Origin of the sequence: Streptococcus mitis SK575, assembly GCF_000257865.1 — a bacterium.
GTDB classification, from domain to species: Bacteria; Bacillota; Bacilli; order Lactobacillales; family Streptococcaceae; genus Streptococcus; species Streptococcus mitis_CQ.
Window position 1 is genome coordinate 24,519 of record NZ_AICU01000065.1, and the last position, 21,216, is coordinate 45,734.

The 21,216-nt window shown below is 38.9% G+C and carries 20 protein-coding genes, 1 tRNA gene and 1 pseudogene; 18 read left to right on the forward strand and 4 right to left on the reverse strand.

Annotation, left to right across the window (positions count from 1 at the left end; genetic code table 11):
- The first annotated feature begins 21 nt into the window (after positions 1-21).
- The 10 genes from HMPREF1048_RS08455 (at position 22) to HMPREF1048_RS08500 (ending at position 8,037) form a co-directional block, all read left to right on the forward strand.
- The gene (locus tag HMPREF1048_RS08455; protein WP_001016907.1) at positions 22-705 is read left to right on the forward strand and encodes a Bax inhibitor-1/YccA family protein; all 684 of its coding nucleotides are present in this window, start codon (positions 22-24) and stop codon (positions 703-705) included.
- A 112-nt stretch (positions 706-817) separates the two neighbouring features.
- The gene (gene asnA, locus HMPREF1048_RS08460; protein ID WP_000748005.1) at positions 818-1,810 is read left to right on the forward strand and encodes an aspartate--ammonia ligase; all 993 of its coding nucleotides are present in this window, start codon (positions 818-820) and stop codon (positions 1,808-1,810) included.
- A gap of 64 nt (positions 1,811-1,874) precedes the next feature.
- Positions 1,875-2,414 carry a 16S rRNA (guanine(966)-N(2))-methyltransferase RsmD gene (gene rsmD, locus HMPREF1048_RS08465; RefSeq protein WP_004248990.1) on the forward strand — a complete coding sequence of 180 codons (540 nt, stop codon included), beginning with the start codon at positions 1,875-1,877 and terminating at the stop codon, positions 2,412-2,414.
- Positions 2,404-2,892, forward strand: a complete 489-nt coding sequence (coaD, locus tag HMPREF1048_RS08470) for a pantetheine-phosphate adenylyltransferase (protein ID WP_001280734.1) — start codon at positions 2,404-2,406, stop codon at positions 2,890-2,892. Before rsmD ends, coaD begins: the two co-directional genes overlap by 11 nt.
- Positions 2,876-3,913, forward strand: a complete 1,038-nt coding sequence (locus HMPREF1048_RS08475) for a SepM family pheromone-processing serine protease (RefSeq protein WP_000727281.1) — start codon at positions 2,876-2,878, stop codon at positions 3,911-3,913. Before coaD ends, HMPREF1048_RS08475 begins: the two co-directional genes overlap by 17 nt.
- 56 nt (positions 3,914-3,969) lie before the next feature.
- Complete coding sequence (locus HMPREF1048_RS08480; RefSeq protein ID WP_023943444.1) at positions 3,970-4,200, forward strand: DUF1146 family protein; 231 nt, start codon at positions 3,970-3,972, stop codon at positions 4,198-4,200.
- 23 nt (positions 4,201-4,223) lie between these two features.
- Positions 4,224-5,507, forward strand: a complete 1,284-nt coding sequence (murA, locus tag HMPREF1048_RS08485; protein WP_000411904.1) for a UDP-N-acetylglucosamine 1-carboxyvinyltransferase — start codon at positions 4,224-4,226, stop codon at positions 5,505-5,507.
- A complete protein-coding gene (locus tag HMPREF1048_RS08490; protein WP_025171934.1) occupies positions 5,500-5,688 on the forward strand; it encodes a DNA-directed RNA polymerase subunit beta in 189 nt (62 codons plus the stop codon). Before murA ends, HMPREF1048_RS08490 begins: the two co-directional genes overlap by 8 nt.
- Positions 5,689-5,726: 38 nt before the next feature.
- Complete coding sequence (gene endA / locus HMPREF1048_RS08495; RefSeq protein WP_001036768.1) at positions 5,727-6,551, forward strand: DNA-entry nuclease EndA; 825 nt, start codon at positions 5,727-5,729, stop codon at positions 6,549-6,551.
- A 154-nt stretch (positions 6,552-6,705) separates the two neighbouring features.
- The gene (locus tag HMPREF1048_RS08500) at positions 6,706-8,037 is read left to right on the forward strand and encodes a hemolysin family protein (protein WP_000390031.1); all 1,332 of its coding nucleotides are present in this window, start codon (positions 6,706-6,708) and stop codon (positions 8,035-8,037) included.
- A 195-nt stretch (positions 8,038-8,232) separates the two neighbouring features.
- Here HMPREF1048_RS08500 and HMPREF1048_RS08505 read toward each other — a convergent pair.
- Positions 8,233-8,303: transfer RNA gene (locus HMPREF1048_RS08505), tRNA-Cys, on the reverse strand.
- Between the two features lie 157 nt (positions 8,304-8,460).
- Here HMPREF1048_RS08505 and HMPREF1048_RS08510 point away from each other — a divergent pair.
- The 5 genes from HMPREF1048_RS08510 (at position 8,461) to HMPREF1048_RS08530 (ending at position 14,951) form a co-directional block, all read left to right on the forward strand.
- Positions 8,461-10,449 carry a peptide ABC transporter substrate-binding protein gene (locus HMPREF1048_RS08510; RefSeq protein ID WP_000749577.1) on the forward strand — a complete coding sequence of 663 codons (1,989 nt, stop codon included), beginning with the start codon at positions 8,461-8,463 and terminating at the stop codon, positions 10,447-10,449.
- A gap of 66 nt (positions 10,450-10,515) precedes the next feature.
- Entirely contained in the window at positions 10,516-12,012 is a 1,497-nt protein-coding gene (locus HMPREF1048_RS08515) for an ABC transporter permease (protein ID WP_000759914.1), read from the forward strand.
- Positions 12,012-12,938 (forward strand): oligopeptide ABC transporter permease OppC, encoded by a 927-nt coding sequence (gene oppC / locus HMPREF1048_RS08520; protein WP_000103691.1) that lies wholly within the window; start codon positions 12,012-12,014, stop codon positions 12,936-12,938. Before HMPREF1048_RS08515 ends, oppC begins: the two co-directional genes overlap by 1 nt.
- Before the next feature lie 8 nt (positions 12,939-12,946).
- Positions 12,947-14,014: an ABC transporter ATP-binding protein gene (locus tag HMPREF1048_RS08525; protein ID WP_000159546.1), complete on the forward strand. Its 1,068-nt coding sequence runs from the start codon at positions 12,947-12,949 to the stop codon at positions 14,012-14,014.
- Positions 14,015-14,024: 10 nt separating this feature from the next.
- Positions 14,025-14,951, forward strand: coding sequence for an ATP-binding cassette domain-containing protein (locus tag HMPREF1048_RS08530; RefSeq protein ID WP_001291288.1), 927 nt, complete (start codon positions 14,025-14,027; stop codon positions 14,949-14,951).
- A 414-nt stretch (positions 14,952-15,365) separates the two neighbouring features.
- Here the strand turns inward: HMPREF1048_RS08530 and HMPREF1048_RS08540 are convergent, their stop codons facing one another.
- Positions 15,366-16,244: a LysR family transcriptional regulator gene (locus HMPREF1048_RS08540; RefSeq protein ID WP_001049299.1), complete on the reverse strand. Its 879-nt coding sequence runs from the start codon at positions 16,242-16,244 to the stop codon at positions 15,366-15,368.
- Positions 16,245-16,371: 127 nt separating this feature from the next.
- Positions 16,372-16,722 carry a helix-turn-helix domain-containing protein gene (locus HMPREF1048_RS0102455; protein ID WP_000208712.1) on the reverse strand — a complete coding sequence of 117 codons (351 nt, stop codon included), beginning with the start codon at positions 16,720-16,722 and terminating at the stop codon, positions 16,372-16,374.
- Between the two features lie 273 nt (positions 16,723-16,995).
- Here HMPREF1048_RS0102455 and HMPREF1048_RS08545 point away from each other — a divergent pair, with 273 nt between their 5' ends.
- Positions 16,996-18,621, forward strand: a complete 1,626-nt coding sequence (locus HMPREF1048_RS08545) for a malolactic enzyme (RefSeq protein ID WP_000123921.1) — start codon at positions 16,996-16,998, stop codon at positions 18,619-18,621.
- A gap of 196 nt (positions 18,622-18,817) precedes the next feature.
- Positions 18,818-18,937 (forward strand): annotated as a pseudogene (locus HMPREF1048_RS13195) (IS630 family transposase); the annotation flags it as partial.
- A gap of 291 nt (positions 18,938-19,228) precedes the next feature.
- Here the strand turns inward: HMPREF1048_RS13195 and HMPREF1048_RS08550 are convergent.
- Positions 19,229-19,744: a YbhB/YbcL family Raf kinase inhibitor-like protein gene (locus HMPREF1048_RS08550; RefSeq protein ID WP_000704782.1), complete on the reverse strand. Its 516-nt coding sequence runs from the start codon at positions 19,742-19,744 to the stop codon at positions 19,229-19,231.
- A gap of 126 nt (positions 19,745-19,870) precedes the next feature.
- Between HMPREF1048_RS08550 and HMPREF1048_RS08555 the strand changes: the two genes are divergently transcribed.
- Complete coding sequence (locus HMPREF1048_RS08555) at positions 19,871-20,746, forward strand: LysR family transcriptional regulator (protein WP_001047055.1); 876 nt, start codon at positions 19,871-19,873, stop codon at positions 20,744-20,746.
- Positions 20,747-21,216: the final 470 nt, after the last annotated feature.

A 21,216-nucleotide genomic window follows, 5' to 3' on the forward strand; every position in this document is an offset into this window, starting at 1 on the left:
GTTCATAGAGAAGGAGAAAAGATGAATCACACTATTATTCATGACCGCGCAGGTCTCAATCAATTTTACGCTAAGGTTTATGCCTTTGTTGGTCTAGGAATCGGACTATCCGCTTTGGTATCAGGTCTTATGTTGACGGTCTTTCAATCTCAGTTGGTTTACTTTTTGATGCAGGGACGTCTCTGGTTGACCATTGCTACTTTTGCGGAGTTAGCTTTGGTTTTCGTTGCCAGTAGCATGGCTTCAAAGAATAGTCCAGCGGCTCTTCCAGTATTTTTACTTTACTCAGTATTAAACGGCTTTACCCTCAGTTTTGTGGTGGCCTTCTATACTCCGGGTACAGTTTTATCTGCCTTTGTATCGAGCGCCCTTCTCTTCTTTGTCATGGCGGCAGTTGGTATCTTCACCAAGAAAGATTTGAGTGGCCTTGGTCGGGCTATGATGGCGGCTCTTATCGGTTTGCTGATTGCCATGGTAGTCAATATTTTCTTGGCTAGTGGTTTCTTTGATTATATGATCAGCGTAGCCATGGTCTTGGTCTTCTCTGGGCTGATTGCTTGGGACAACCAAAGGATTCGCCTTGCCTATGAACAATCACAAGGTCGTGTAGCGACAGGCTGGGTTGTGTCAATGGCTCTCAGTATCTATCTTGATTTTATCAATCTTTTCCTAAGTATTTTACGTATCTTCGGTCGTAATGACTAGAAGGTACCTAACATCAGTGTTCGAAGGAGCACTGATTTTTTTCGTATTTGCTCTTTCCTTTTCTTGAAAATAGGTGTATAATGCTTTTAATTAATTTTTTGAGGAGTAGTTTATGAAGAAAAGTTTTATCCATCAACAAGAAGAGATTTCCTTTGTCAAAAACACTTTTACCCAGTATTTGAAAGATAAGTTAGAAGTTGTCGAAGTTCAAGGTCCTATCTTGAGTAGGGTCGGTGACGGGATGCAGGACAACTTATCAGGTGTTGAGAATGCCGTATCGGTCAAGGTTCTCCAAATCCCTGATGCTACTTATGAAGTGGTGCATTCACTTGCTAAATGGAAACGCCATACTCTAGCTCGCTTTGGTTTCGGTGAAGGTGAAGGTCTTTTCGTCCACATGAAAGCCCTTCGTCCAGACGAAGACTCGCTGGATGCAACCCACTCTGTTTATGTTGACCAGTGGGACTGGGAGAAGGTTATCCCAAATGGTAAGCGTAACATCGCTTATCTAAAAGAAACAGTTGAGAAGATTTACAAGGCCATTCGCCTTACTGAGCTAGCTGTTGAAGCCCGCTATGACATCGAGTCAATCTTGCCAAAACAAATCACTTTTATCCACACAGAAGAGTTGGTAGAACGCTACCCAGACTTGACACCAAAAGAGCGTGAAAATGCTATTTGTAAAGAATTTGGAGCAGTCTTCTTGATCGGTATCGGTGGTGAATTACCAGACGGTAAACCGCACGATGGGCGTGCACCAGACTATGATGACTGGACAAGCGAATCTGAAAATGGCTACAAGGGTCTGAATGGCGATATTCTTGTCTGGAATGAGTCTCTAGGTGGAGCCTTTGAGTTGTCTTCTATGGGGATTCGTGTAGATGAAGAAACCCTTCGCCGTCAAGTAGAAATTACCGGTGATGAGGACCGCTTGGAATTGGAATGGCACAAGGCTTTGTTGAATGGCCTATTCCCGTTGACAATCGGTGGAGGAATTGGACAATCTCGTATGGCCATGTTCCTACTTCGCAAGAAACACATCGGAGAAGTGCAAACAAGTGTTTGGCCTCAGGAAGTCCGCGATACTTACGAAAATATTTTGTAGAGAATCGAACCGCAAGGTTCGGTTTTCTTTCTCTTTTCGCCTATAATTTGGTATAATAAACGGTATGAAAATCGTATCAGGAATCTATGGGGGACGCCCCCTCAAGACACTAGAAGGCAAGACGACAAGGCCCACTTCGGATAAGGTTAGGGGAGCCATTTTTAACATGATTGGTCCCTACTTTGAAGGTGGACGAGTCTTGGACCTTTATGCAGGTAGTGGTGGTTTATCTATCGAAGCAGTATCGCGTGGCATGTCTAGCGCTGTTTTGGTGGAGAGAGACCGTAAGGCTCAGACCATCGTGGCTGAAAATATTCGGATGACCAAGGAAGTTGGAAAATTTCAACTCCTCAAGATGGATGCAGAACGGGCATTGGAACAGGTATCTGGGGAATTCGACCTCATTTTCTTAGACCCTCCTTATGCCAAGGAACAAATCGTAGCAGATATTGAAAAAATGGCTGAGAGAGAGCTATTTTCTGAAGATATTATGGTCGTGTGTGAGACGGATAAGGCCGTTGAACTTCCGGAAGAAATTGCCTGCCTGGGTATCTGGAAGGAAAAAATTTATGGAATTAGTAAGGTGACAGTTTATGTCAGATAAGATTGGCTTATTCACAGGCTCATTTGATCCGATGACAAATGGGCATCTGGATATCATTGAACGGGCGAGCAGACTCTTTGATAAGCTCTATGTCGGTATTTTTTTTAATCCCCACAAACAAGGATTTCTTCCTATCGAAAATCGTAAACGGGGGTTAGAAAAGGCTTTGAAACATTTGGGAAATGTTAAAGTCGTGTCTTCTCATGATGAATTGGTGGTCGATGTCGCGAAAAGACTGGGGGCTACTTGTCTAGTGCGTGGTTTGAGGAATGCGTCTGATTTGCAATATGAAGCCAGTTTTGATTACTACAACCATCAGCTGTCTCCTAATATAGAGACCATTTATTTACATAGCCGACCTGAACATCTCTATATCAGTTCATCCGGTATTAGAGAGCTATTGAAGTTTGGTCAGGATATTGCTTGCTATGTTCCCGAGAGTATTTTGGAGGAAATAAGAAATGAAAAAAAAGATTAGATGGCCCTTATATGTCATTGCGGCCTTGATTGTGACCTTCTTGGCATTTGTAGTGCCTTTGCCCTACTATATAGAGGTTCCAGGTGGTTCGGAAGATATTCGCCAAGTCCTTAAAGTCAATGACACAGAAGATAAGGAAGCTGGGGCCTATCAATTCGTTACGGTTGGTGTCCAGCACGCTACTTTAGCCCATATGATTTATGCGTGGTTGACGCCTTTTACAGATATTCGTAGTGCCCAAGAGACTACAGGTGGCTCTTCCGATGTTGAATTTATGCGGATTAATCAATTCTACATGCAAACATCGCAAAACATGGCCAAGTATCAAGGGCTAAAAACCGCTGGTAAAGATATCGAACTCAAATACCTTGGGGTTTATGTTTTGACTGTGACGGATAATTCGACCTTTAAAGGGATTCTTAACATCTCTGATACCGTCACAGCAGTCAATGATCAAACCTTTGACAGTTCCAAAGACTTGATTGATTACGTTAATTCTCAAAAACTAGGGGACTCCGTCAAGGTAACTTATGAAGAGGATGGGCAAACCAAATCTGCAGAAGGTAAGATTATCACCTTGGAAAATGGCAAAAATGGGATTGGAATCGGCTTGATTGACCGTACAGAAGTAACCAGTGATGTCCCAATTCGCTTTTCAACAGCTGGTATTGGCGGTCCAAGTGCAGGTCTCATGTTTAGTCTGGCCATCTATACCCAAATAGCTGACCCTGGCCTTCGTAATGGCCGTATTGTTGCCGGTACAGGTACCATTGACCGTGATGGTAATGTGGGGGATATTGGAGGTATTGATAAAAAAGTTGTGGCTTCGGCTAGAGAAGGTGCCGCGATTTTCTTTGCCCCGGATAACCCTGTTAGCGAAGAAGAACAAAAAGCGCATCCGGATGCGAAAAACAACTACCAAACAGCCCTGGAAGCAGCTAAAACAATCAAGACAGATATGAAAATCGTGCCTGTTAAAACCCTACAAGATGCAATTGATTACTTGAAAAACAATCCCTAGTTTTAAGTGAAGTTTCCAAACTAGCGTACAGACAGAGAAGATGGTATAATAGTCAAATGGTTCAATTATTATTCACTCTAAGCAGTCACATGCTCTTTATTTATGTGAGTTTTTACCTTTTAAAGAATCTTGTTAGATGGGAAAAAGTCTTAAAAGTAACAGCTGAGAACACAGGAAAAGTTCGTTTGCTAGTAGCCCTTTTCAGCATTGTCATGGGCTATATCATGAGTTCTTTCTTTATCAGCCTATATCAGTTGTGGCAAGAAGCGCTTAGAGGATTATTATAAAATCAAATGTAAAGGAAGTAAGTATGGAAAAAATTGTGGTTCAAGGTGGCGATAATCGTCTGGTAGGAAGTGTTACGATCGAAGGAGCAAAGAATGCAGTCTTACCCTTGTTGGCAGCGACTATTCTAGCAAGTGAAGGAAAGACTGTTTTGCAGAACGTTCCTATCTTGTCAGATGTTTTCACTATGAATCAGGTGGTTCGGGGTTTGAATGCCAAGGTTGATTTTAATGAAGAAGCTCATCTTGTTGAGGTGGACGCGACTGGCGATATCACTGAGGAAGCTCCTTACAAGTATGTCAGCAAGATGCGTGCATCTATCGTTGTCTTGGGACCAATTCTTGCCCGTGTAGGTCATGCTAAGGTATCCATGCCAGGTGGTTGTACGATTGGTAGCCGTCCTATTGATCTTCATTTGAAAGGTCTAGAAGCTATGGGGGCTAAGATTAGTCAGACAGCTGGTTATATCGAAGCCAAGGCTGATCGCTTACATGGAGCTCATATCTATATGGATTTCCCAAGTGTTGGTGCTACGCAGAACTTGATGATGGCAGCAACTCTAGCTGATGGTGTGACAGTGATTGAGAATGCTGCGCGTGAGCCTGAGATTGTTGACTTAGCCATTCTCCTAAATGAAATGGGAGCCAAGGTCAAAGGTGCTGGTACAGAGACCATTACTATTACCGGTGTTGAGAAACTTCATGGTACGACTCACAATGTAGTCCAAGACCGTATCGAAGCAGGAACCTTTATGGTAGCTGCTGCCATGACAGGTGGTGATGTCTTGATTAAAGACGCTGTTTGGGAGCACAACCGTCCCTTGATTGCCAAGTTACTTGAAATGGGAGTGGAAGTGACAGAGGAGACTGAAGGAATTCGAGTTCGCTCTCAACTAGAAAATCTAAAAGCTGTTCATGTGAAAACCTTGCCCCACCCAGGATTTCCAACGGATATGCAGGCCCAATTTACAGCCTTGATGACCGTCGCAAAAGGGGAATCAACCATGGTGGAGACAGTTTTTGAAAATCGTTTCCAACACCTAGAAGAAATGAGACGTATGGGATTGCATTCTGAGATTATCCGTGATACAGCTCGTATTGTTGGTGGACAAGCTTTGCAGGGTGCAGAAGTTCTTTCTACTGACCTTCGTGCCAGCGCAGCCTTGATTTTGACAGGTTTGGTAGCGCAGGGAGAAACAGTGGTCGGTAAATTGGTTCACTTGGATAGAGGTTATTACCGATTCCATGAGAAGTTGGCGCAGCTAGGTGCTAAGATTCAGCGGATTGAGGCAAGCGATGAAGATGAGTAAGAAATCAAGCTATGTAATCAAGCGTTTACTTTTAGTCATTTTGGTATTGTTTTTAGGTGCTCTAGCCCTAGGAATCGGCTTAATGGTCGGCTATGGAATCTTGGGCAAGGGTCAAGATCCATGGGCTATCTTGTCTCCAGCAAAATGGCAGGAATTGATTCATAAATTTACAGGAAATTAGGCTGGGAGACCAGCCTTTTTATAAAGATAAGGAGAAATATGAACAAAAAAACAAGACAGACACTAATCGGACTGCTAGTGTTATTGCTTTTGTCTGCAGGGAGCTATTATATCAAGCAGATACAGTCGACAGCTAATAGTCCCAAAACCAAGCTTAGTCAGAAAAAACAAGCGCCTGAAGCTCCTAGTCAAGCATTGGCAGAGAGTGTCTTAACAGATGTGGTCAAAAGCCAAATAAAAGGGAGTCTTGAGTGGAATGGCTCAGGTGCTTTTATCGTCAATGGTAATAAAACAAATCTAGATGCCAAGGTTTCAAGTAAGCCCTACGCTGATAATAAAACAAAGACAGTGGGCAAGGAAACAGTGCCAACCGTAGCAAATGCCCTCTTGTCTAAGGCTACTCGCCAGTACAAGAATCGTGAAGAAACTGGGAATGGTTCGACTTCTTGGACTCCTCCAGGCTGGCATCAGGTTAAGAATCTAAAGGGTACTTATACCCATGCGGTCGATAGAGGTCACTTGTTAGGCTATGCCTTAATCGGTGGCTTGGATGGTTTTGATGCCTCGACAAGCAATCCTAAAAACATTGCTGTTCAGACAGCCTGGGCAAATCAGGCTCAGGCCGAGGATTCGACTGGTCAAAACTACTATGAAAGCATGGTACGTAAGGCCTTGGATAAAAACAAGCGAGTCCGTTACCGTGTAACTCTTTACTACGCTTCAAACGAGGATTTAGTTCCTTCAGCTTCACAGATTGAAGCCAAGTCTTCAGACGGAGAATTGGAATTTAATGTTCTAGTTCCCAATGTTCAAAAAGGGCTTCAACTGGATTACCGAACTGGAGAAGTAACTGTAACTCAGTAAAATACAGAATAAACTCCTATGTCACTTGAAGATGTAGGAGTTCTTTTTTGGACATTTTAAGTAGAACTAGAATAGACACTGAGAAAAAATAATATGTACTGAGCTAATTTTTGTGATATAATAAGTGACAAGATACTATTTTAGGAGAAGAACTATGGAAGACCCAAGTAGTCAGAATTTGTTGCTACAATTTGTTTTGTTGTTTATCTTGACAGTGTTAAATGCCTTTTTCTCAGCCACAGAAATGGCCATGGTTTCACTTAACCGTGCGCGTGTTGAACAAAAGGCGGAAGAAGGAGACAGACGCTACATCCGCCTGCTGAAGGTACTAGAAAATCCTAACCACTTTTTATCAACCATTCAGGTAGGAATCACCCTGATTACAATCTTATCAGGGGCGAGTTTAGCCGATACTCTAGGACGTGTGATTTCCTCTTGGCTTGGGAATGGCGAAACAGCACAAGCCGTGGCAACTTTTCTATCCTTGGCATTTTTGACTTATATTTCCATCGTTTTTGGGGAATTATATCCTAAGAGAATCGCTCTTAATCTAAAGGATGCCTTGGCGATTCGTACAGCGCCAGTCATTATTGGATTGGGGAAACTAGTTAGTCCCTTTGTTTGGCTCTTGTCTGCATCTACCAATCTCTTGAGTCGCTTGACTCCTATGACCTTTGACGATGCTGACGAAAAAATGACCCGTGATGAAATTGAGTACATGTTGACAAAAAGTGAAGAAACACTAGATGCTGACGAAATTGAGATGTTACAAGGGATCTTTTCACTGGACGAATTAATGGCCAGAGAAGTCATGGTTCCTCGGACGGATGCCTTCATGGTCGATATTCAGGATGAGAGTCAAACCATCATCCAAAGTATTTTAAAACAAAATTATTCTCGTATCCCTGTCTATGATGGGGATAAGGACAATGTGATTGGGATTATTCACACCAAGAGTCTCCTTAAGGCGGGCTTTGTGGACGGTTTTGACAATATTATTTGGAAGAAAATCTTACAAGATCCACTTTTTGTTCCTGAAACCATTTTTGTGGATGACTTGTTAAAAGAATTGCGCAATACCCAAAGACAAATGGCAATCTTGCTGGATGAATACGGTGGGATGGCTGGTTTGGTGACACTTGAAGACCTCTTAGAGGAAATCGTTGGGGAAATCGATGACGAAACAGATAAGGCTGAAATCGAAGTTCATCAAATCGGAGAAGATACTTATATTGTTCAAGGTACCATGAATCTCAATGATTTTAATGACTACTTTGATGTCGAACTGGCAAGTGATGACGTTGATACCATTGCTGGTTATTATTTGACAGGAGTTGGGACCATTCCAACGACTGAGAAACTCAGCTATGAATTAGTCAGCCAAAACAAACAGCTTATCCTAACCAATGATAAAGTGAAAAATGGACGTGTTACCAAGGTAAAAGTCCAAATCACAGAAGTCGAAATAGAAGAAGAAACAGAGTAAATTAGAGGCTTTTGTCATCATGAGTGACAAAGCTTTTTTCAGTTGTTTTAAAAGGGAATAGTATCCTCGAAAAACTCAGCCCCAACCTTGCCCCAAAAGTTTTTTAAAGTTATACGTATTTATTCGAGGAAAAAGAAAAAAGCCCTTTAAATTGGGCTTTCTGTCTTGATAAATTCCGATAAATTCGGTATTGAAAGGCGGTAGACGGATTTGAACCGACGATCAAGCTTTTGCAGAGCCGTGCCTTACCACTTGGCTATACCGCCTTAACGTTTATTATTATACCTTGAAAATGATTTTCAGTCAATAGCTTTTTCAGATTTTTTGTGTCAATAAGCCTAAATATTCTGAAAATTCGTTTACTTTTCTTGAAATCTATGGTATAATTGATGATAACCTATACTTTATAAGAGGAGTAAAGAAATGAAAAAAAGTCAAGTGCTTGCTGTAGCGGGGGCTACCTTATTAGCGTCAGGAGTTCTAGCTGCGTGTTCAAACACTAGTTCAAATAATGCTAAACTAGCAAAAGATTACCAATATGTTTATCAAACAGATCCAGAAACCTTGGATTATATCGTTAGCAATATTGATTTAACATCTTTCGTCACAACAAATGCTGTAGATGGTTTGTTGGCTAACGATAAATATGGTAATCTGGTTCCTTCTATTGCTGAATCATGGACAGTTTCAAAAGATGGTTTGACTTATACCTATAAAATCCGTAAGGATGCTAAATGGGTGACAGCAGAGGGAGAAGAATACGCTCCTGTAACTGCTAAAGACTTCGTTACTGGTTTGAAACATGCTGTAGATGGAAAATCAAAAGGACTTTCAATCGTTAGCTCTTCTATTAAGGGATTAGAAGCCTATATCAAGGGTGAAACAAGCGATTTTTCAACCGTTGGAGTAAAAGCACTTGATGATCAAACACTAGAATATACTTTGAACCAGCCAGAAACTTTCTGGAATGACAAGACAACTAGTGGTGTTTTGATGCCGGTTAATGAAGAATTCTTAACTTCAAAAGGGGAAGGTTTTGGTGCCCCAACCGATGCTAACTCTATTCTTTATAACGGTCCATTTGTCTTAAAATCTGTAACTCCAAAATCATCTATCGAGATGGCTAAAAATGATGCTTACTGGGACAAAGAAAATGTAAAAATTGAGAACGTTAAGTTCACTTTCTGGGATGGTAAGGACCAAGATGTGATTGCCAAAGGTTTTGCTGATGGTCAATATAGCAAGGCGCGTATCTTCCCTACAAGTTCTACATATGAAAAATATGCAGCTGACTTCAAAGATAACATTTACTTTAATGAACCAGGAGCGGGTGTTGCAACTGTCAGCTTGAACTATGGTCGTACAGCTTATAACCACACAGCTAAGACGAGTGATGCCCAAAAGACATCTACTCAGAAAGCATTGCTAAACAAGGAATTCCGTCAAGCCTTGAACTTTGCTGTCGATCGCAATTCTTACTCAGCTCAAACAAATGGTACAGATGGAGCTGCAGTAGCCATCCGTAATACGTTTGCACCTTATAATCTTCAAGTTGGTAAGAAAACATTTGGTGAATTGGTACAAGATAGCTTGGCTAAGACAAATTCTTCTACTTGGTCAAACGTGTCTCTAGCAGATTCTCAAAATGGCCTTTACAATGAAGAAAAAGCGAAAGAAGTCTTTGCTAAAGCAAAATCAAGCCTACAAGCTGAAGGTGTTGAATTCCCAATCCACTTGGATGCCTTGGTTATCCAAGAATCAACAGCGGTTGTAAACCGTGTTCAATCATTGAAACAATCAATTGAAAAAGTATTGGGTTCAGATAATGTTGTTGTAGATTTACAACAAATGACTCAAGCAGAAGCTTTACCAATTTCATTTAGCGCTCCAACAGCTAAAGAACAAGACTGGGATATTCATACCTTGCTAGGATGGAACCCTGACTATCAAGATCCTTCTACTTTCTTGGATCAATTCGTCCTTAAGGGAGGAAGCACTCGCCTTTACCTTGGTATTGACCAAAACACAGATGCATCAGTAGTAAGCAAACTTGGTTTAGCTGACTATGGAAAATTACTTGATGACGCAAACAGCGAAAACCAAGATGTTCAAAAACGTTATGAAAAATACGCAGTAGCACAAGCTTGGTTGACTGACAATGCTTTGACAATTCCAGTAATGGCTTCTCCTAAAGAAACAGCCGTTTCATATGTTTCAAAAGTTCTACCATTTAGCTCTTCATATTCTGTAGCCGGCCTTAAAGGTGAAAATTCAGGATACTTGAAGTACACTGAAGTTGGTGAAAAAGCAATCACCAAAGAAGAGTATGAAAAAGCTCGTGAAAAATGGTTGAAAGAAAAGACTGAGTCAAACGAGAAAGCTCAAAAAGAATTGGCAAGTCATGTGAAGTAAATAATTTTCAATAGAACTTTCTCTCCATGAGGAGAAGGTTCTTTTGGGATTTTTAAAGGAAATGATATGAAAAAATATATTTTTATGCGTGTTTTGCGGTCATTGGTTTCTATCTTCTTAGTAACAACCTTGACTTACACGATTATCTATACAATGGTTCCTCGAAAATTGATTTTCAAACAGGATACCAACTATAACAAGATTGCAACAACTGCTGATAAACGTGATAACTATGAGAATACCGTTTATGAGCGTATGGGCTATATCGAGTACTACGATACCAAAGAGTTGCAAGAAAAAGCTAGCCAGATGGATGCTTCTGTAACAGTTGAAGCCAATGACACCAACAAGGCTATCTATGAAAAATACATCAAACAAATCGGTCATGGTTGGACCTTGGGAGAATTTACTGAAAGTGGCCAATTCTACGCTACTCGTGAAATTCCAATTTTTGAACGTGTTTTTCACTTCTATGCTAACTTGATTGACATTGATCATACAAATAAAATTCAAGACCCTGAAAATCCAGACTTGAAACGTTACCTTCGTTTTGAAAATGATCCAGCTATCGGATGGTCCTTGGTTGGTTCAGGAACTAAACACAAATATCTCTTGTACTTCAACAGTCAGTTCCCATTTGTGCATCAAAACTTTGTGAACATTAATTTAGGTGACTCTTATCCAACCTATGCTAATAGTCCTGTTTTACAGGTTATTACTCAAGGACAAGGGCAAACAAAAACATCTCAAGTTCAGTTCCCAACAGGTAAGAAAACTTCTTCTGTAAATATTTACTCAAGAACCTACAAATCACCTAGTCAGGCTGACTCTCGTGAAGTAGCTAACTACGGAAAAGATGATCCTTATACGGCTACTGAAAGTAACTACCAATATCCTTCAATGATTGCCAGCTCTGCTGTTGTTGGATTGATTGGTTTGGTGATTTCTTATGCGATTGCCGTGCCACTTGGTTCAGCTATGGCTCGCTTCAAGAACACTTGGATTGATAGCTTCTCAACAGGGGCTTTGACCTTCTTGATGGCTCTTCCAACAATTGCCTTGGTTTATATCGTTCGTTTGGCTGGTTCTTCAATCGGCTTGCCAGATTCATTCCCTATCTTGGGTGCTGGAGATTGGCGTTCGTATGTTTTACCAGCAGTTATCCTTGGTTTGTTGGGTGCTCCTGGTACAGCTATTTGGATTCGTCGTTACATGATTGACTTGCAATCACAGGACTTTGTTCGTTTTGCTCGTGCAAAAGGTTTGTCTGAAAAAGAAATTTCAAACAAACACATCTTTAAAAATGCCATGGTTCCGTTGGTTTCAGGAATTCCTGGTGCTGTTATCGGGGTTATCGGTGGTGCAACCCTTACTGAAACAGTCTTCGCCTTCCCAGGTATGGGTAAAATGTTGATTGACTCTGTAAAAGCATCTAATAACTCTATGGTCGTTGGTCTTGTCTTCATCTTTACATGTATTTCTATCTTCTCACTTCTTTTGGGAGATATTTGGATGACGATTATTGACCCACGTATTAAATTGACTGAGAAAGGAGGCAAATAATGTCTACAATCGATAAAGAAAAATTTCAGTTTGTAAAACGTGACGATTTTGCCTCTGAAGCCATTGATGCGCCAGCTTATTCATACTGGGGTTCAGTGTTTAGACAATTTATGAAGAAAAAATCAACTGTAGTCATGTTGGGAATCTTGGTAGCTATCATTTTGATGAGTTTCATCTACCCAATGTTTTCTAAGTTTGATTTCAATGATGTCAGCAAGGTAAATGACTTTAGTGCTCGTTATATCAAGCCAAATGCTGAGCATTGGTTCGGTACAGATAGTAACGGTAAATCTCTTTTTGACGGTGTCTGGTTCGGAGCTCGTAACTCTATCCTCATTTCTGTGATTGCGACAGTGATTAACTTGGTTATCGGTGTTTTTGTCGGTGGTATTTGGGGAATTTCAAAATCAGTTGACCGTGTGATGATGGAAGTTTATAACGTCATCTCAAACATTCCATCTCTTTTGATTGTCATTGTCTTGACTTACTCAATCGGAGCTGGATTCTGGAATCTGATTTTCGCCATGAGTGTGACAACATGGATTGGAATTGCCTTTATGATCCGTGTGCAAATCTTGCGTTATCGTGATTTGGAATACAATTTGGCGTCACGTACCTTGGGAACACCAACCTTGAAGATTGTTGCCAAAAACATCATGCCACAATTGGTATCTGTTATTGTGACAACCATGACTCAAATGCTTCCAAGCTTTATCTCATATGAAGCCTTCTTGTCTTTCTTCGGTCTTGGATTACCAATTACAGTTCCAAGTTTGGGTCGTTTGATTTCAGATTATTCACAAAACGTAACAACTAATGCTTACTTGTTCTGGATTCCATTGACAACTCTTGTCTTGGTATCCTTGTCCCTTTTCGTAGTTGGTCAAAACTTAGCGGATGCTAGTGATCCACGTACACATAGATAGGAGTAGAAATGACAAAAGAAAAAAATGTAATTTTGACTGCTCGCGATATTGTCGTGGAATTTGACGTTCGTGACAAAGTATTGACAGCCATTCGCGGCGTTTCCCTTGAACTAGTTGAAGGAGAAGTATTAGCCTTGGTAGGTGAGTCAGGATCAGGGAAATCTGTTTTGACAAAGACCTTCACAGGTATGCTTGAAGAAAATGGTCGCATTGCCCAAGGTAGTATTGACTACCGTGGGCAAGATTTGACAGCTCTATCTTCTCATAAAGATTGGGAAAAAATTCGTGGTGCTAAGATTGCGACTATCTTCCAGGACCCAATGACTAGTTTGGACCCAATTAAAACAATTGGTAGTCAGATTACAGAAGTTATTGTAAAACACCAAGGAAAAACAGCTAAAGAAGCGAAAGAATTGGCCATTGACTACATGAATAAGGTTGGGATTCCAGACGCAGATAGACGTTTTGATGAATACCCATTCCAATATTCTGGAGGAATGCGTCAACGTATCGTTATTGCGATTGCCCTTGCCTGCCGACCTGATGTCTTGATCTGTGATGAGCCAACAACTGCCTTGGATGTGACCATCCAAGCACAGATTATTGATTTGCTAAAATCTTTACAAAACGAGTACCATTTCACAACAATCTTTATCACCCACGACCTTGGTGTGGTAGCAAGTATTGCGGATAAGGTAGCAGTTATGTATGCAGGAGAAATCGTTGAGTATGGAACTGTTGAGGAAGTCTTCTATGACCCTCGCCATCCATATACATGGAGTCTCTTGTCTAGCTTGCCTCAGCTTGCTGATGATAAAGGGGATCTTTACTCAATCCCAGGAACACCTCCGTCACTTTATACTGACCTGAAAGGGGATACCTTTGCCTTGCGTTCAGACTATGCAATGCAGATTGACTTCGAACAAAAAGCTCCTCAATTCTCAGTATCAGAGACACATTGGGCTAAAACTTGGCTACTTCATGAGGATGCTCCAAAAGTAGAAAAACCAGCTGTGATTGCCAATCTCCATGATAAGATTCGTGAAAAAATGGGATTTGCCCATCTGGCTGACTAGGAGGAAGGAAATGTCTGAAAAATTAGTAGAAATCAAAGATTTAGAAATTTCCTTCGGTGAAGGAAGTAAGAAGTTTGTTGCGGTTAAAAATGCTAACTTCTTTATCAACAAGGGAGAAACGTTCTCGCTTGTTGGTGAGTCAGGTAGTGGGAAAACAACTATTGGTCGTGCCATCATTGGTCTAAATGACACAAGTAATGGAGATATCATTTTTGATGGTCAAAAGATTAATGGTAAGAAATCGCGTGAACAAGCTGCGGAATTGATTCGTCGTATCCAGATGATTTTCCAAGACCCTGCAGCAAGTTTGAATGAACGTGCCACTGTTGATTATATTATTTCTGAAGGTCTTTACAATCACCGTCTGTTTAAGGATGAGGAAGAACGTAAAGAGAAGGTTAAAAATATTATCCGTGAAGTGGGGCTTCTTGCTGAGCACTTGACTCGTTACCCTCATGAATTCTCAGGTGGTCAACGTCAACGTATCGGTATTGCCCGTGCCTTGGTCATGCAACCTGACTTTGTTATTGCGGATGAGCCCATTTCAGCCTTGGACGTTTCTGTTCGTGCCCAAGTCTTGAACTTGCTCAAAAAATTCCAAAAAGAGCTCGGTTTGACCTATCTCTTCATCGCCCATGATTTGTCGGTCGTTCGCTTTATTTCAGATCGTATCGCAGTTATTTATAAGGGTGTTATTGTAGAGGTTGCAGAAACAGAAGAATTGTTTAACAATCCAATTCACCCATATACTCAAGCCTTGCTTTCAGCGGTACCAATCCCAGATCCAATCTTGGAACGTAAGAAGGTCTTGAAGGTTTACGACCCAAGTCAACACGACTATGAGACTGATAAGCCATCTATGGTAGAGATCCGTCCAGGTCACTATGTTTGGGCTAACCAAGCCGAATTGGCGCGTTACCAACAAGGATTAAACTAATAATGGTTTTATAATTTCCATAAAAATTGATGTGGAAATTATAAACCTTTTTTTGTTGGACTGATTTGAAAAACTTCGAAAGCTTCCTGAAAAGATTTTCGAAAGAAATAGAATTCTTAGAAAATCATTGAATTATAGTGAGATGAAATAAAATCTGAACAACTTTATTAGGAAAGTCAAATTAATTTCTAGAAAAGGTTTAGAAGTCGCGGCGTATTACTCTAGCTTCAATCTACTATATTCTAATACTCTTCGAAAATCTCTTCAAACCACGTCAGCTCTATCTGCCACCTCAAAACAGTGTTTTGAGCAACCTGAGGTTAGCTTCCTAGTTTGCTTTTTGATTTTCATTGAGTATAATATCTACAATGTAAAAAACTCTATCTATCAGTTCATTGATAGTTAGAGTTTTTTCTATTCATATGATTTAAGGAGATTAAATAAGGCTTCTACTTCTGATGACGGTGTAGCTGATTTAAGGTAGGCGTAATAAACTGTAAAAGTTATCTTATCCTTCGGTATAAGCGGAATTTTTATTAAATCATCATCTTCCTCAGAAAGTGCGATATCAGCTAGTAAACTAAGGCCAATCCCTTTCTTTAAAAGTTCTTTAAGGATGGCAATATCATCCGTCTTAAAGAATATTTCTGCCTTGTTTTGATACTTTTGATTAAGCGTTTCAAAAGCTTTCAGGTGAACAAAGTGTTCGTCTAAGAGTATAAAGGATTGATCTGCTAATTCTTCAAAAGCGAGGGAAGGAGCAGTGGCAAAAGGATGGTTCTTCGATAAAACGACATACAGTTCTTTATGAAATAGCTCGTGTGACTCTATTGAAGGATAGTTGAGAGGTTCAATCAAACCGAGTAGGCTTGCATCAAGGTCTCCTTTGACGAGAAGGTTTAATAGCTCCACGGAGCCACCGCGGATAGGGCGTACCTTTTTTAAAAAATCGAATTTATCTTTTTCGTTTAAGGCAGCAAAGAGATACTGAATGATAATAGGAGGAAATCCTACAGTAGAGTATTGTGCCAAGGAGCGATTAATTTCTTTGCGAGTAGAAATGACCTCAGGTAAAATCAGTTCTGTATGCTTTAGAAGGATTTGTCCTTGAGGAGTTAGCTTGAAGGAACGATGCGAGGGGTCATGGTGAATCAATTTGCAGTTAAAGGATTCCTCTAAGCGCTTGATAGCATAAGAAATAGATGGTTGGCTGACTTTATGTTGTTTTGCTACTTCCGTATAGGATTGAAGCTGGCAGAGGTCATAAAAATATTGTAGATCTTTTAAATTCATATGGGCTCACTTTCATTAGTTGGAGAAGGAAAATAAGTGGAAAACAGCAGATAAATAATTTTTATCCGTATCCTACAATTTGACTATACGAGTATTCACCAGTTAAAATGTAAGTGAGTCAGGGATCTCAAAGATTATCTAAGATACTCTCAAAAATGACCAACATCTTTTCTCGTTTATCAATAGGGAGCTGTTTAATCTTCATGTTGATTCTTTTGAGTGAAAGATTATCACTCTTATCAGAGGTTGATTCAAGGCTATCAAAATTGAAAAATTCCTCTGGGGTCATTTCTAGGGCGTCAATCACTTTTTCAAGACTGTGAATGGTCAGATTCACATTTTGGTTTTCAAGTTGATTGATATACTTAAGCCCGAGTCCTGCTTGTTCCGAAAGTTCTTCCTGGCTCATTTTATTCTGTGTTCGAAAATATTTCACTTTTTGGGAAATATATTGTTGTAAATAGTTTTTAGTTGTCATATAAATAGAATACAAGTTTTATATGACAAAAAAACACCTTAAAAAATACAAAGTATTACATAGCATACCTAGATGATATTTATTTTAATTAGGATTGTCAATTTGTATGATTGGTTTATTTTACTCGAAACTTTTAGTAAAGAGAGATCATCGAGAGTTTGATGAGTTCAGAAGTTTATAACATATGCGTATACAATTGTATTATTTAAACAACAACGTTTTACGAACAATTCGTTTCATGTGGTATAATATAAGTAAAAAGGAGGTTGCACTATGACTGCACATGATATTTTAAACAATCCTTTCCTCAATAAAGGTACTGCCTTTACCTTAGAGGAGCGAAAGGAACTAGGCCTTATTGGTTTACTGCCACCGTATGTTCAAACGATTGAAGAACAAGCGGCGCAAACTTATGCAGAAATGCAAACAAAAGCCAATGATTTGGAAAAACGTCTTTTCCTAATGGAAATTTTTAATACCAACAGGACTCTTTTCTATTACCTCTTTTCTCAACATTTGGAAGAATTCAATCCAATTGTATATGATCCAACCATTGCAGATACGATTGAAGGCTATAGTGATCTTTTTGTAGATCCCCAATATGCGGGATATCTTGATATTAATCATCCTGAAAATATTGAAGCTACTTTGAAAAACGCTGCCGGGGGTCGCGAGATTCGTCTCATTGTTGTAACAGATGCAGAAGGAATACTTGGAATTGGCGACTGGGGAACAAATGGTGTCGATATTTCTGTTGGGAAATTGATGGTCTATACGGCTGCTGCTGGAATCGATCCTTCGATGGTCCTTCCTTTAGTCATTGATGCAGGGACTAACCGTGAAGAACTTCGTAACAATCCTAATTACTTAGGAAATCGTCACGAACGGGTCCGCGGAGATCGTTACTACGACTTCATTGACCAATTTGTTCAAACAGCAGAACGTCTCTTTCCTAAACTCTACCTTCACTGGGAAGACTTCGGCCGCTTGAATGCTGCCAATATTCTTGAAAAATACCGGAAACAAATTCCGACCTTTAATGACGATATTCAAGGTACAGGAATCGTTACCTTGGGTGGTATCTTTGGTTCGCTGGATATTAGTGGTGAAAAATTAACAGATCAAGTTTATCTCTGCTATGGTGGTGGTACTGCGGGTGCAGGAATTGCCTCTCGTGTTCTTCGTGAAATGGTAAGTGAAGGTCTTTCTGAAGAAGAAGCCTATAAACGTTTCTTTATGGTTGATAAACAAGGTCTTCTCTTTGATGACATGGATGACTTGACACCAGAGCAAAAACCATTTGCTAAGAAACGTGCTGACTTTAGTAACGCAGATAAGTTGACTGCCCTGCTTGAAGTAGTGAAGACTGTGAAGCCAACTATTCTTGTAGGAACTTCAACTCAGCCTAATACCTTCACTAAAGAAATAGTAGAAGCTATGTGTGAAAACACAGAACGTCCAATGATCTTCCCTTTGTCAAATCCAACTAAATTGGCAGAAGCTAGTGCCAAAGATTTGATTGAATGGTCAGATGGCAAAGCTTTTGTCGCAACAGGAATTCCTGCTGATACGGTTTCTTATAAAGGTGTAGACTATGTGATTGGTCAAGCAAATAATGCCCTGATTTACCCAGGTCTTGGTCTAGGTATGCTGGCTTCTGAAGCAAGTCTTTTGACTGATGAAATGATTGGAGCAGCGGCGCATTCATTGAGTGGTATTGTCAATCCAGGCCAACCAGGAGCTCCTGTCTTGCCACCATTCAAGTATGTAGCAGATGTTTCTATTAAAGTAGCAGAAGCAGTCGCTAAAAAAGCACAAGAGCAAGGTCTTGCACGCGCTAAGGAAACAGATATGGCCAAAGCAGTTCGTGATTTGAAGTGGTATCCAGAGTATAAATAATTCATTTCTGCTGCTTATCCTCGGGATACTTGGCTTATTTTGGATATGTTAGCAATCTACAGAGTTGGAAAAGTAAAGAGATTGTCGTATTGACTATTGGTTTTAAACAATATAAAATAACTGTCGATTTTTTGTCCGACTGCCAAGAGTCAGTTTAATACTATACTAAAATCAAAACTCATTATATAATAGTGATATGAAATCAACCAAAGAAGAAATACAAGCCATCAAAACACTTTTAAAAGACTCTAGTACAACTAAATACCATAAAAGTCTTCAAATCGTTCTATTTTGTCTAATGGGCAAATCTTTGAAATTATCCTAAAAGAATTGAAAGCGACCTGAAAGAATTTTCAAAAAATTTTAAAATGATCAAAACGCATAATATCAGATGTAGGTTAGCTTGATATTATGCGTTTTTATTATGTAAAGATTTGATGAATTTCTCCTAATACTCTTTGATTTTCATTGAGTATAAAATTGAGTTTTTGTATAGCTTCAAACGTATGTATAGAGAATATTAGAAATTAGACTATGTTAAATTAGTGAATTTGATAGTCCGTATCTGTTTCGGACTATTATACAATCGTTGATCCGATATTTTTATTTAAAATTGACCAATAACAACTGTACTAGTTTTATCCAACGAAATTGAAGAGAGAGCATCTAATAGTTCATTATAGTAGAAACCATTTTTCAAATTTGTTTTAGTAGCTAGAGCGAACACTTCTAGCGTATATCGATGATCTTTATCAGGAGGAGTTGGTCCAACAAACATAGAATCAATTTCAGAAAAGTCAGTTTCCAATAGAGGACTTGCGAAACTATTTTTCCCTTGCGTAATAGAATCTTTATAATCTAGACTGTAATTTTCAGGAATAATGACTGTATTATTTTTAACTTCTATATCCGTAGCAAGCCAGTGAATCCAAGGGAATGAACAAACTGGAATCGCATCATAATCAATTAAAGTAATAGCTATATATTTTGTCCCTTCTGGTAATTCGCTAATTTCAAAAGGGAAAGAGCGTATAGGATTTCCCTTAATAATGTCAGTACAATCTGCTTCTTTTCCAAATCGTTTAGGCAATAAGTTCTGGTTAAAAGGTATAGTAATTTTCATCATATTGCTCCTTTCGTATAATCGAATAAATTATTCTTGATTCTATGATATAATAAATACTAACTTTTTAAAATTTGGAAAAAGTTAATAATTCATTAAATATTATTTTAGGAAGGAGAGGAGATAATGAATTTAGATTGGTATTATACATTCTTAGTATTATCTAAACACCTCAACTATCATAGAGCAAGCGAAGAATTATTTTTAACGGAGCCAACACTTCACCAGCAAATAAAAAAACTCGAAAAACACTTGCAAGTAAATTTATTTGAAACAGTTGGAAGAAATTTAACTCTGACTCCAACAGGACGAGAATTTATCCCTATCGTAAAAAAAATAATTGCGACATATGAAGATGGGATTAAAAAAATACAGTTAAAAAATAAAAAGTTGGAAACACATTTAAACATCGCAGTTTCACCTTACATAGCTACCTATCTGTTACCGAAATTTCTTCCAGAATTTTTTGAAGAACAACCATCTGTAGGTATTTCAATTACAGTTTTACAAAATGATATTGCTCGAGAAATTGAAAATAATCAATTTGATATTGGGATAGCTAGGGAAGAACCTTATACTACAAAGATTAATTCAGAAAAAATTTGTGAGGGTAAAATTGCTCTTTTTTATCCCAAAAATGATTCTCAACTAACTGAGGTGGAGTTATTTCAAAAATATAAGATTTTATCAGATAATCATCCTGTTTATTGGAATAAAGTAAAACAAGAAATTTCTGAAATTGTTCCGGAATCTCAATTTGTTTCTATAAAGGATATAGCAGTAACTGAGAAATTGATTGAAATGGGACAAGGAATATCTTATCTTCCTCTATACCTTAAAATGACTTTAAATCCTAATATTGCTACTCGAATACCAGAAGAAATTTCTATTCCACTATCCTTTACTTACATAATGACTAGAAAAAATTCGGAAGCTATTGAACTTTTCAAAAATAAATTTAAGGAATTTATTGTTTTTGAACAAAATAAAGTAAATTTTTGACTCTTAAAAAGATGACTTGTGTATCTAGAAACTAGTTAGTATTAATGTATAAAATTGAAATTTCGCATCATACTTTCTGAGTTTAGACGGACTTTGTTATTAGTTTGAAACAGGGATAGAAAAACTTTGAAAGAATTTTCGAAAAATTTTAAAAAATTCTGAAATATTCTTGACAGGTGATGAAAAAGGTGGTAAGATAGGAAACATCAAAAAAGAAAGCAGAAAAAGAAATGAATAAGAAACAAGCTGTAACGATGAATCAAAACTTTTACTTTAGCTACTTTAGATAGTGTTTGTAGACATGTCACCATGGATGCAAACAGTTCAAGCAATTTGTTTGTATCTATGTGGCTAAGATTTTTGATTGTGGTCCATATAGATGAATATCTAAATGGACTAGCTAAGTTGTAACTTGTTAGATTATTTCAAGCATCCGTTTAGGTATTATCTAGGCGGTTTTTTGTTTTATA

What these genes read in the sequence shown, in the direction of transcription:
- HMPREF1048_RS08455 (WP_001016907.1), top strand. Translation starts at nt 22, where the DNA reads ATGAATCACACTATTATTCATGACCGCGCAGGTCTCAATCAATTTTAC.
- asnA (WP_000748005.1), top strand. Translation starts at nt 818, where the DNA reads ATGAAGAAAAGTTTTATCCATCAACAAGAAGAGATTTCCTTTGTCAAA.
- rsmD (WP_004248990.1), top strand. Translation starts at nt 1,875, where the DNA reads ATGAAAATCGTATCAGGAATCTATGGGGGACGCCCCCTCAAGACACTA.
- coaD (WP_001280734.1), top strand. Translation starts at nt 2,404, where the DNA reads ATGTCAGATAAGATTGGCTTATTCACAGGCTCATTTGATCCGATGACA.
- HMPREF1048_RS08475 (WP_000727281.1), top strand. Translation starts at nt 2,876, where the DNA reads ATGAAAAAAAAGATTAGATGGCCCTTATATGTCATTGCGGCCTTGATT.
- HMPREF1048_RS08480 (WP_023943444.1), top strand. Translation starts at nt 3,970, where the DNA reads ATGGTTCAATTATTATTCACTCTAAGCAGTCACATGCTCTTTATTTAT.
- murA (WP_000411904.1), top strand. Translation starts at nt 4,224, where the DNA reads ATGGAAAAAATTGTGGTTCAAGGTGGCGATAATCGTCTGGTAGGAAGT.
- HMPREF1048_RS08490 (WP_025171934.1), top strand. Translation starts at nt 5,500, where the DNA reads ATGAGTAAGAAATCAAGCTATGTAATCAAGCGTTTACTTTTAGTCATT.
- endA (WP_001036768.1), top strand. Translation starts at nt 5,727, where the DNA reads ATGAACAAAAAAACAAGACAGACACTAATCGGACTGCTAGTGTTATTG.
- HMPREF1048_RS08500 (WP_000390031.1), top strand. Translation starts at nt 6,706, where the DNA reads ATGGAAGACCCAAGTAGTCAGAATTTGTTGCTACAATTTGTTTTGTTG.
- HMPREF1048_RS08510 (WP_000749577.1), top strand. Translation starts at nt 8,461, where the DNA reads ATGAAAAAAAGTCAAGTGCTTGCTGTAGCGGGGGCTACCTTATTAGCG.
- HMPREF1048_RS08515 (WP_000759914.1), top strand. Translation starts at nt 10,516, where the DNA reads ATGAAAAAATATATTTTTATGCGTGTTTTGCGGTCATTGGTTTCTATC.
- oppC (WP_000103691.1), top strand. Translation starts at nt 12,012, where the DNA reads ATGTCTACAATCGATAAAGAAAAATTTCAGTTTGTAAAACGTGACGAT.
- HMPREF1048_RS08525 (WP_000159546.1), top strand. Translation starts at nt 12,947, where the DNA reads ATGACAAAAGAAAAAAATGTAATTTTGACTGCTCGCGATATTGTCGTG.
- HMPREF1048_RS08530 (WP_001291288.1), top strand. Translation starts at nt 14,025, where the DNA reads ATGTCTGAAAAATTAGTAGAAATCAAAGATTTAGAAATTTCCTTCGGT.
- HMPREF1048_RS08540 (WP_001049299.1), bottom strand. Translation starts at nt 16,244, where the DNA reads ATGAATTTAAAAGATCTACAATATTTTTATGACCTCTGCCAGCTTCAA.
- HMPREF1048_RS0102455 (WP_000208712.1), bottom strand. Translation starts at nt 16,722, where the DNA reads ATGACAACTAAAAACTATTTACAACAATATATTTCCCAAAAAGTGAAA.
- HMPREF1048_RS08545 (WP_000123921.1), top strand. Translation starts at nt 16,996, where the DNA reads ATGACTGCACATGATATTTTAAACAATCCTTTCCTCAATAAAGGTACT.
- HMPREF1048_RS08550 (WP_000704782.1), bottom strand. Translation starts at nt 19,744, where the DNA reads ATGAAAATTACTATACCTTTTAACCAGAACTTATTGCCTAAACGATTT.
- HMPREF1048_RS08555 (WP_001047055.1), top strand. Translation starts at nt 19,871, where the DNA reads ATGAATTTAGATTGGTATTATACATTCTTAGTATTATCTAAACACCTC.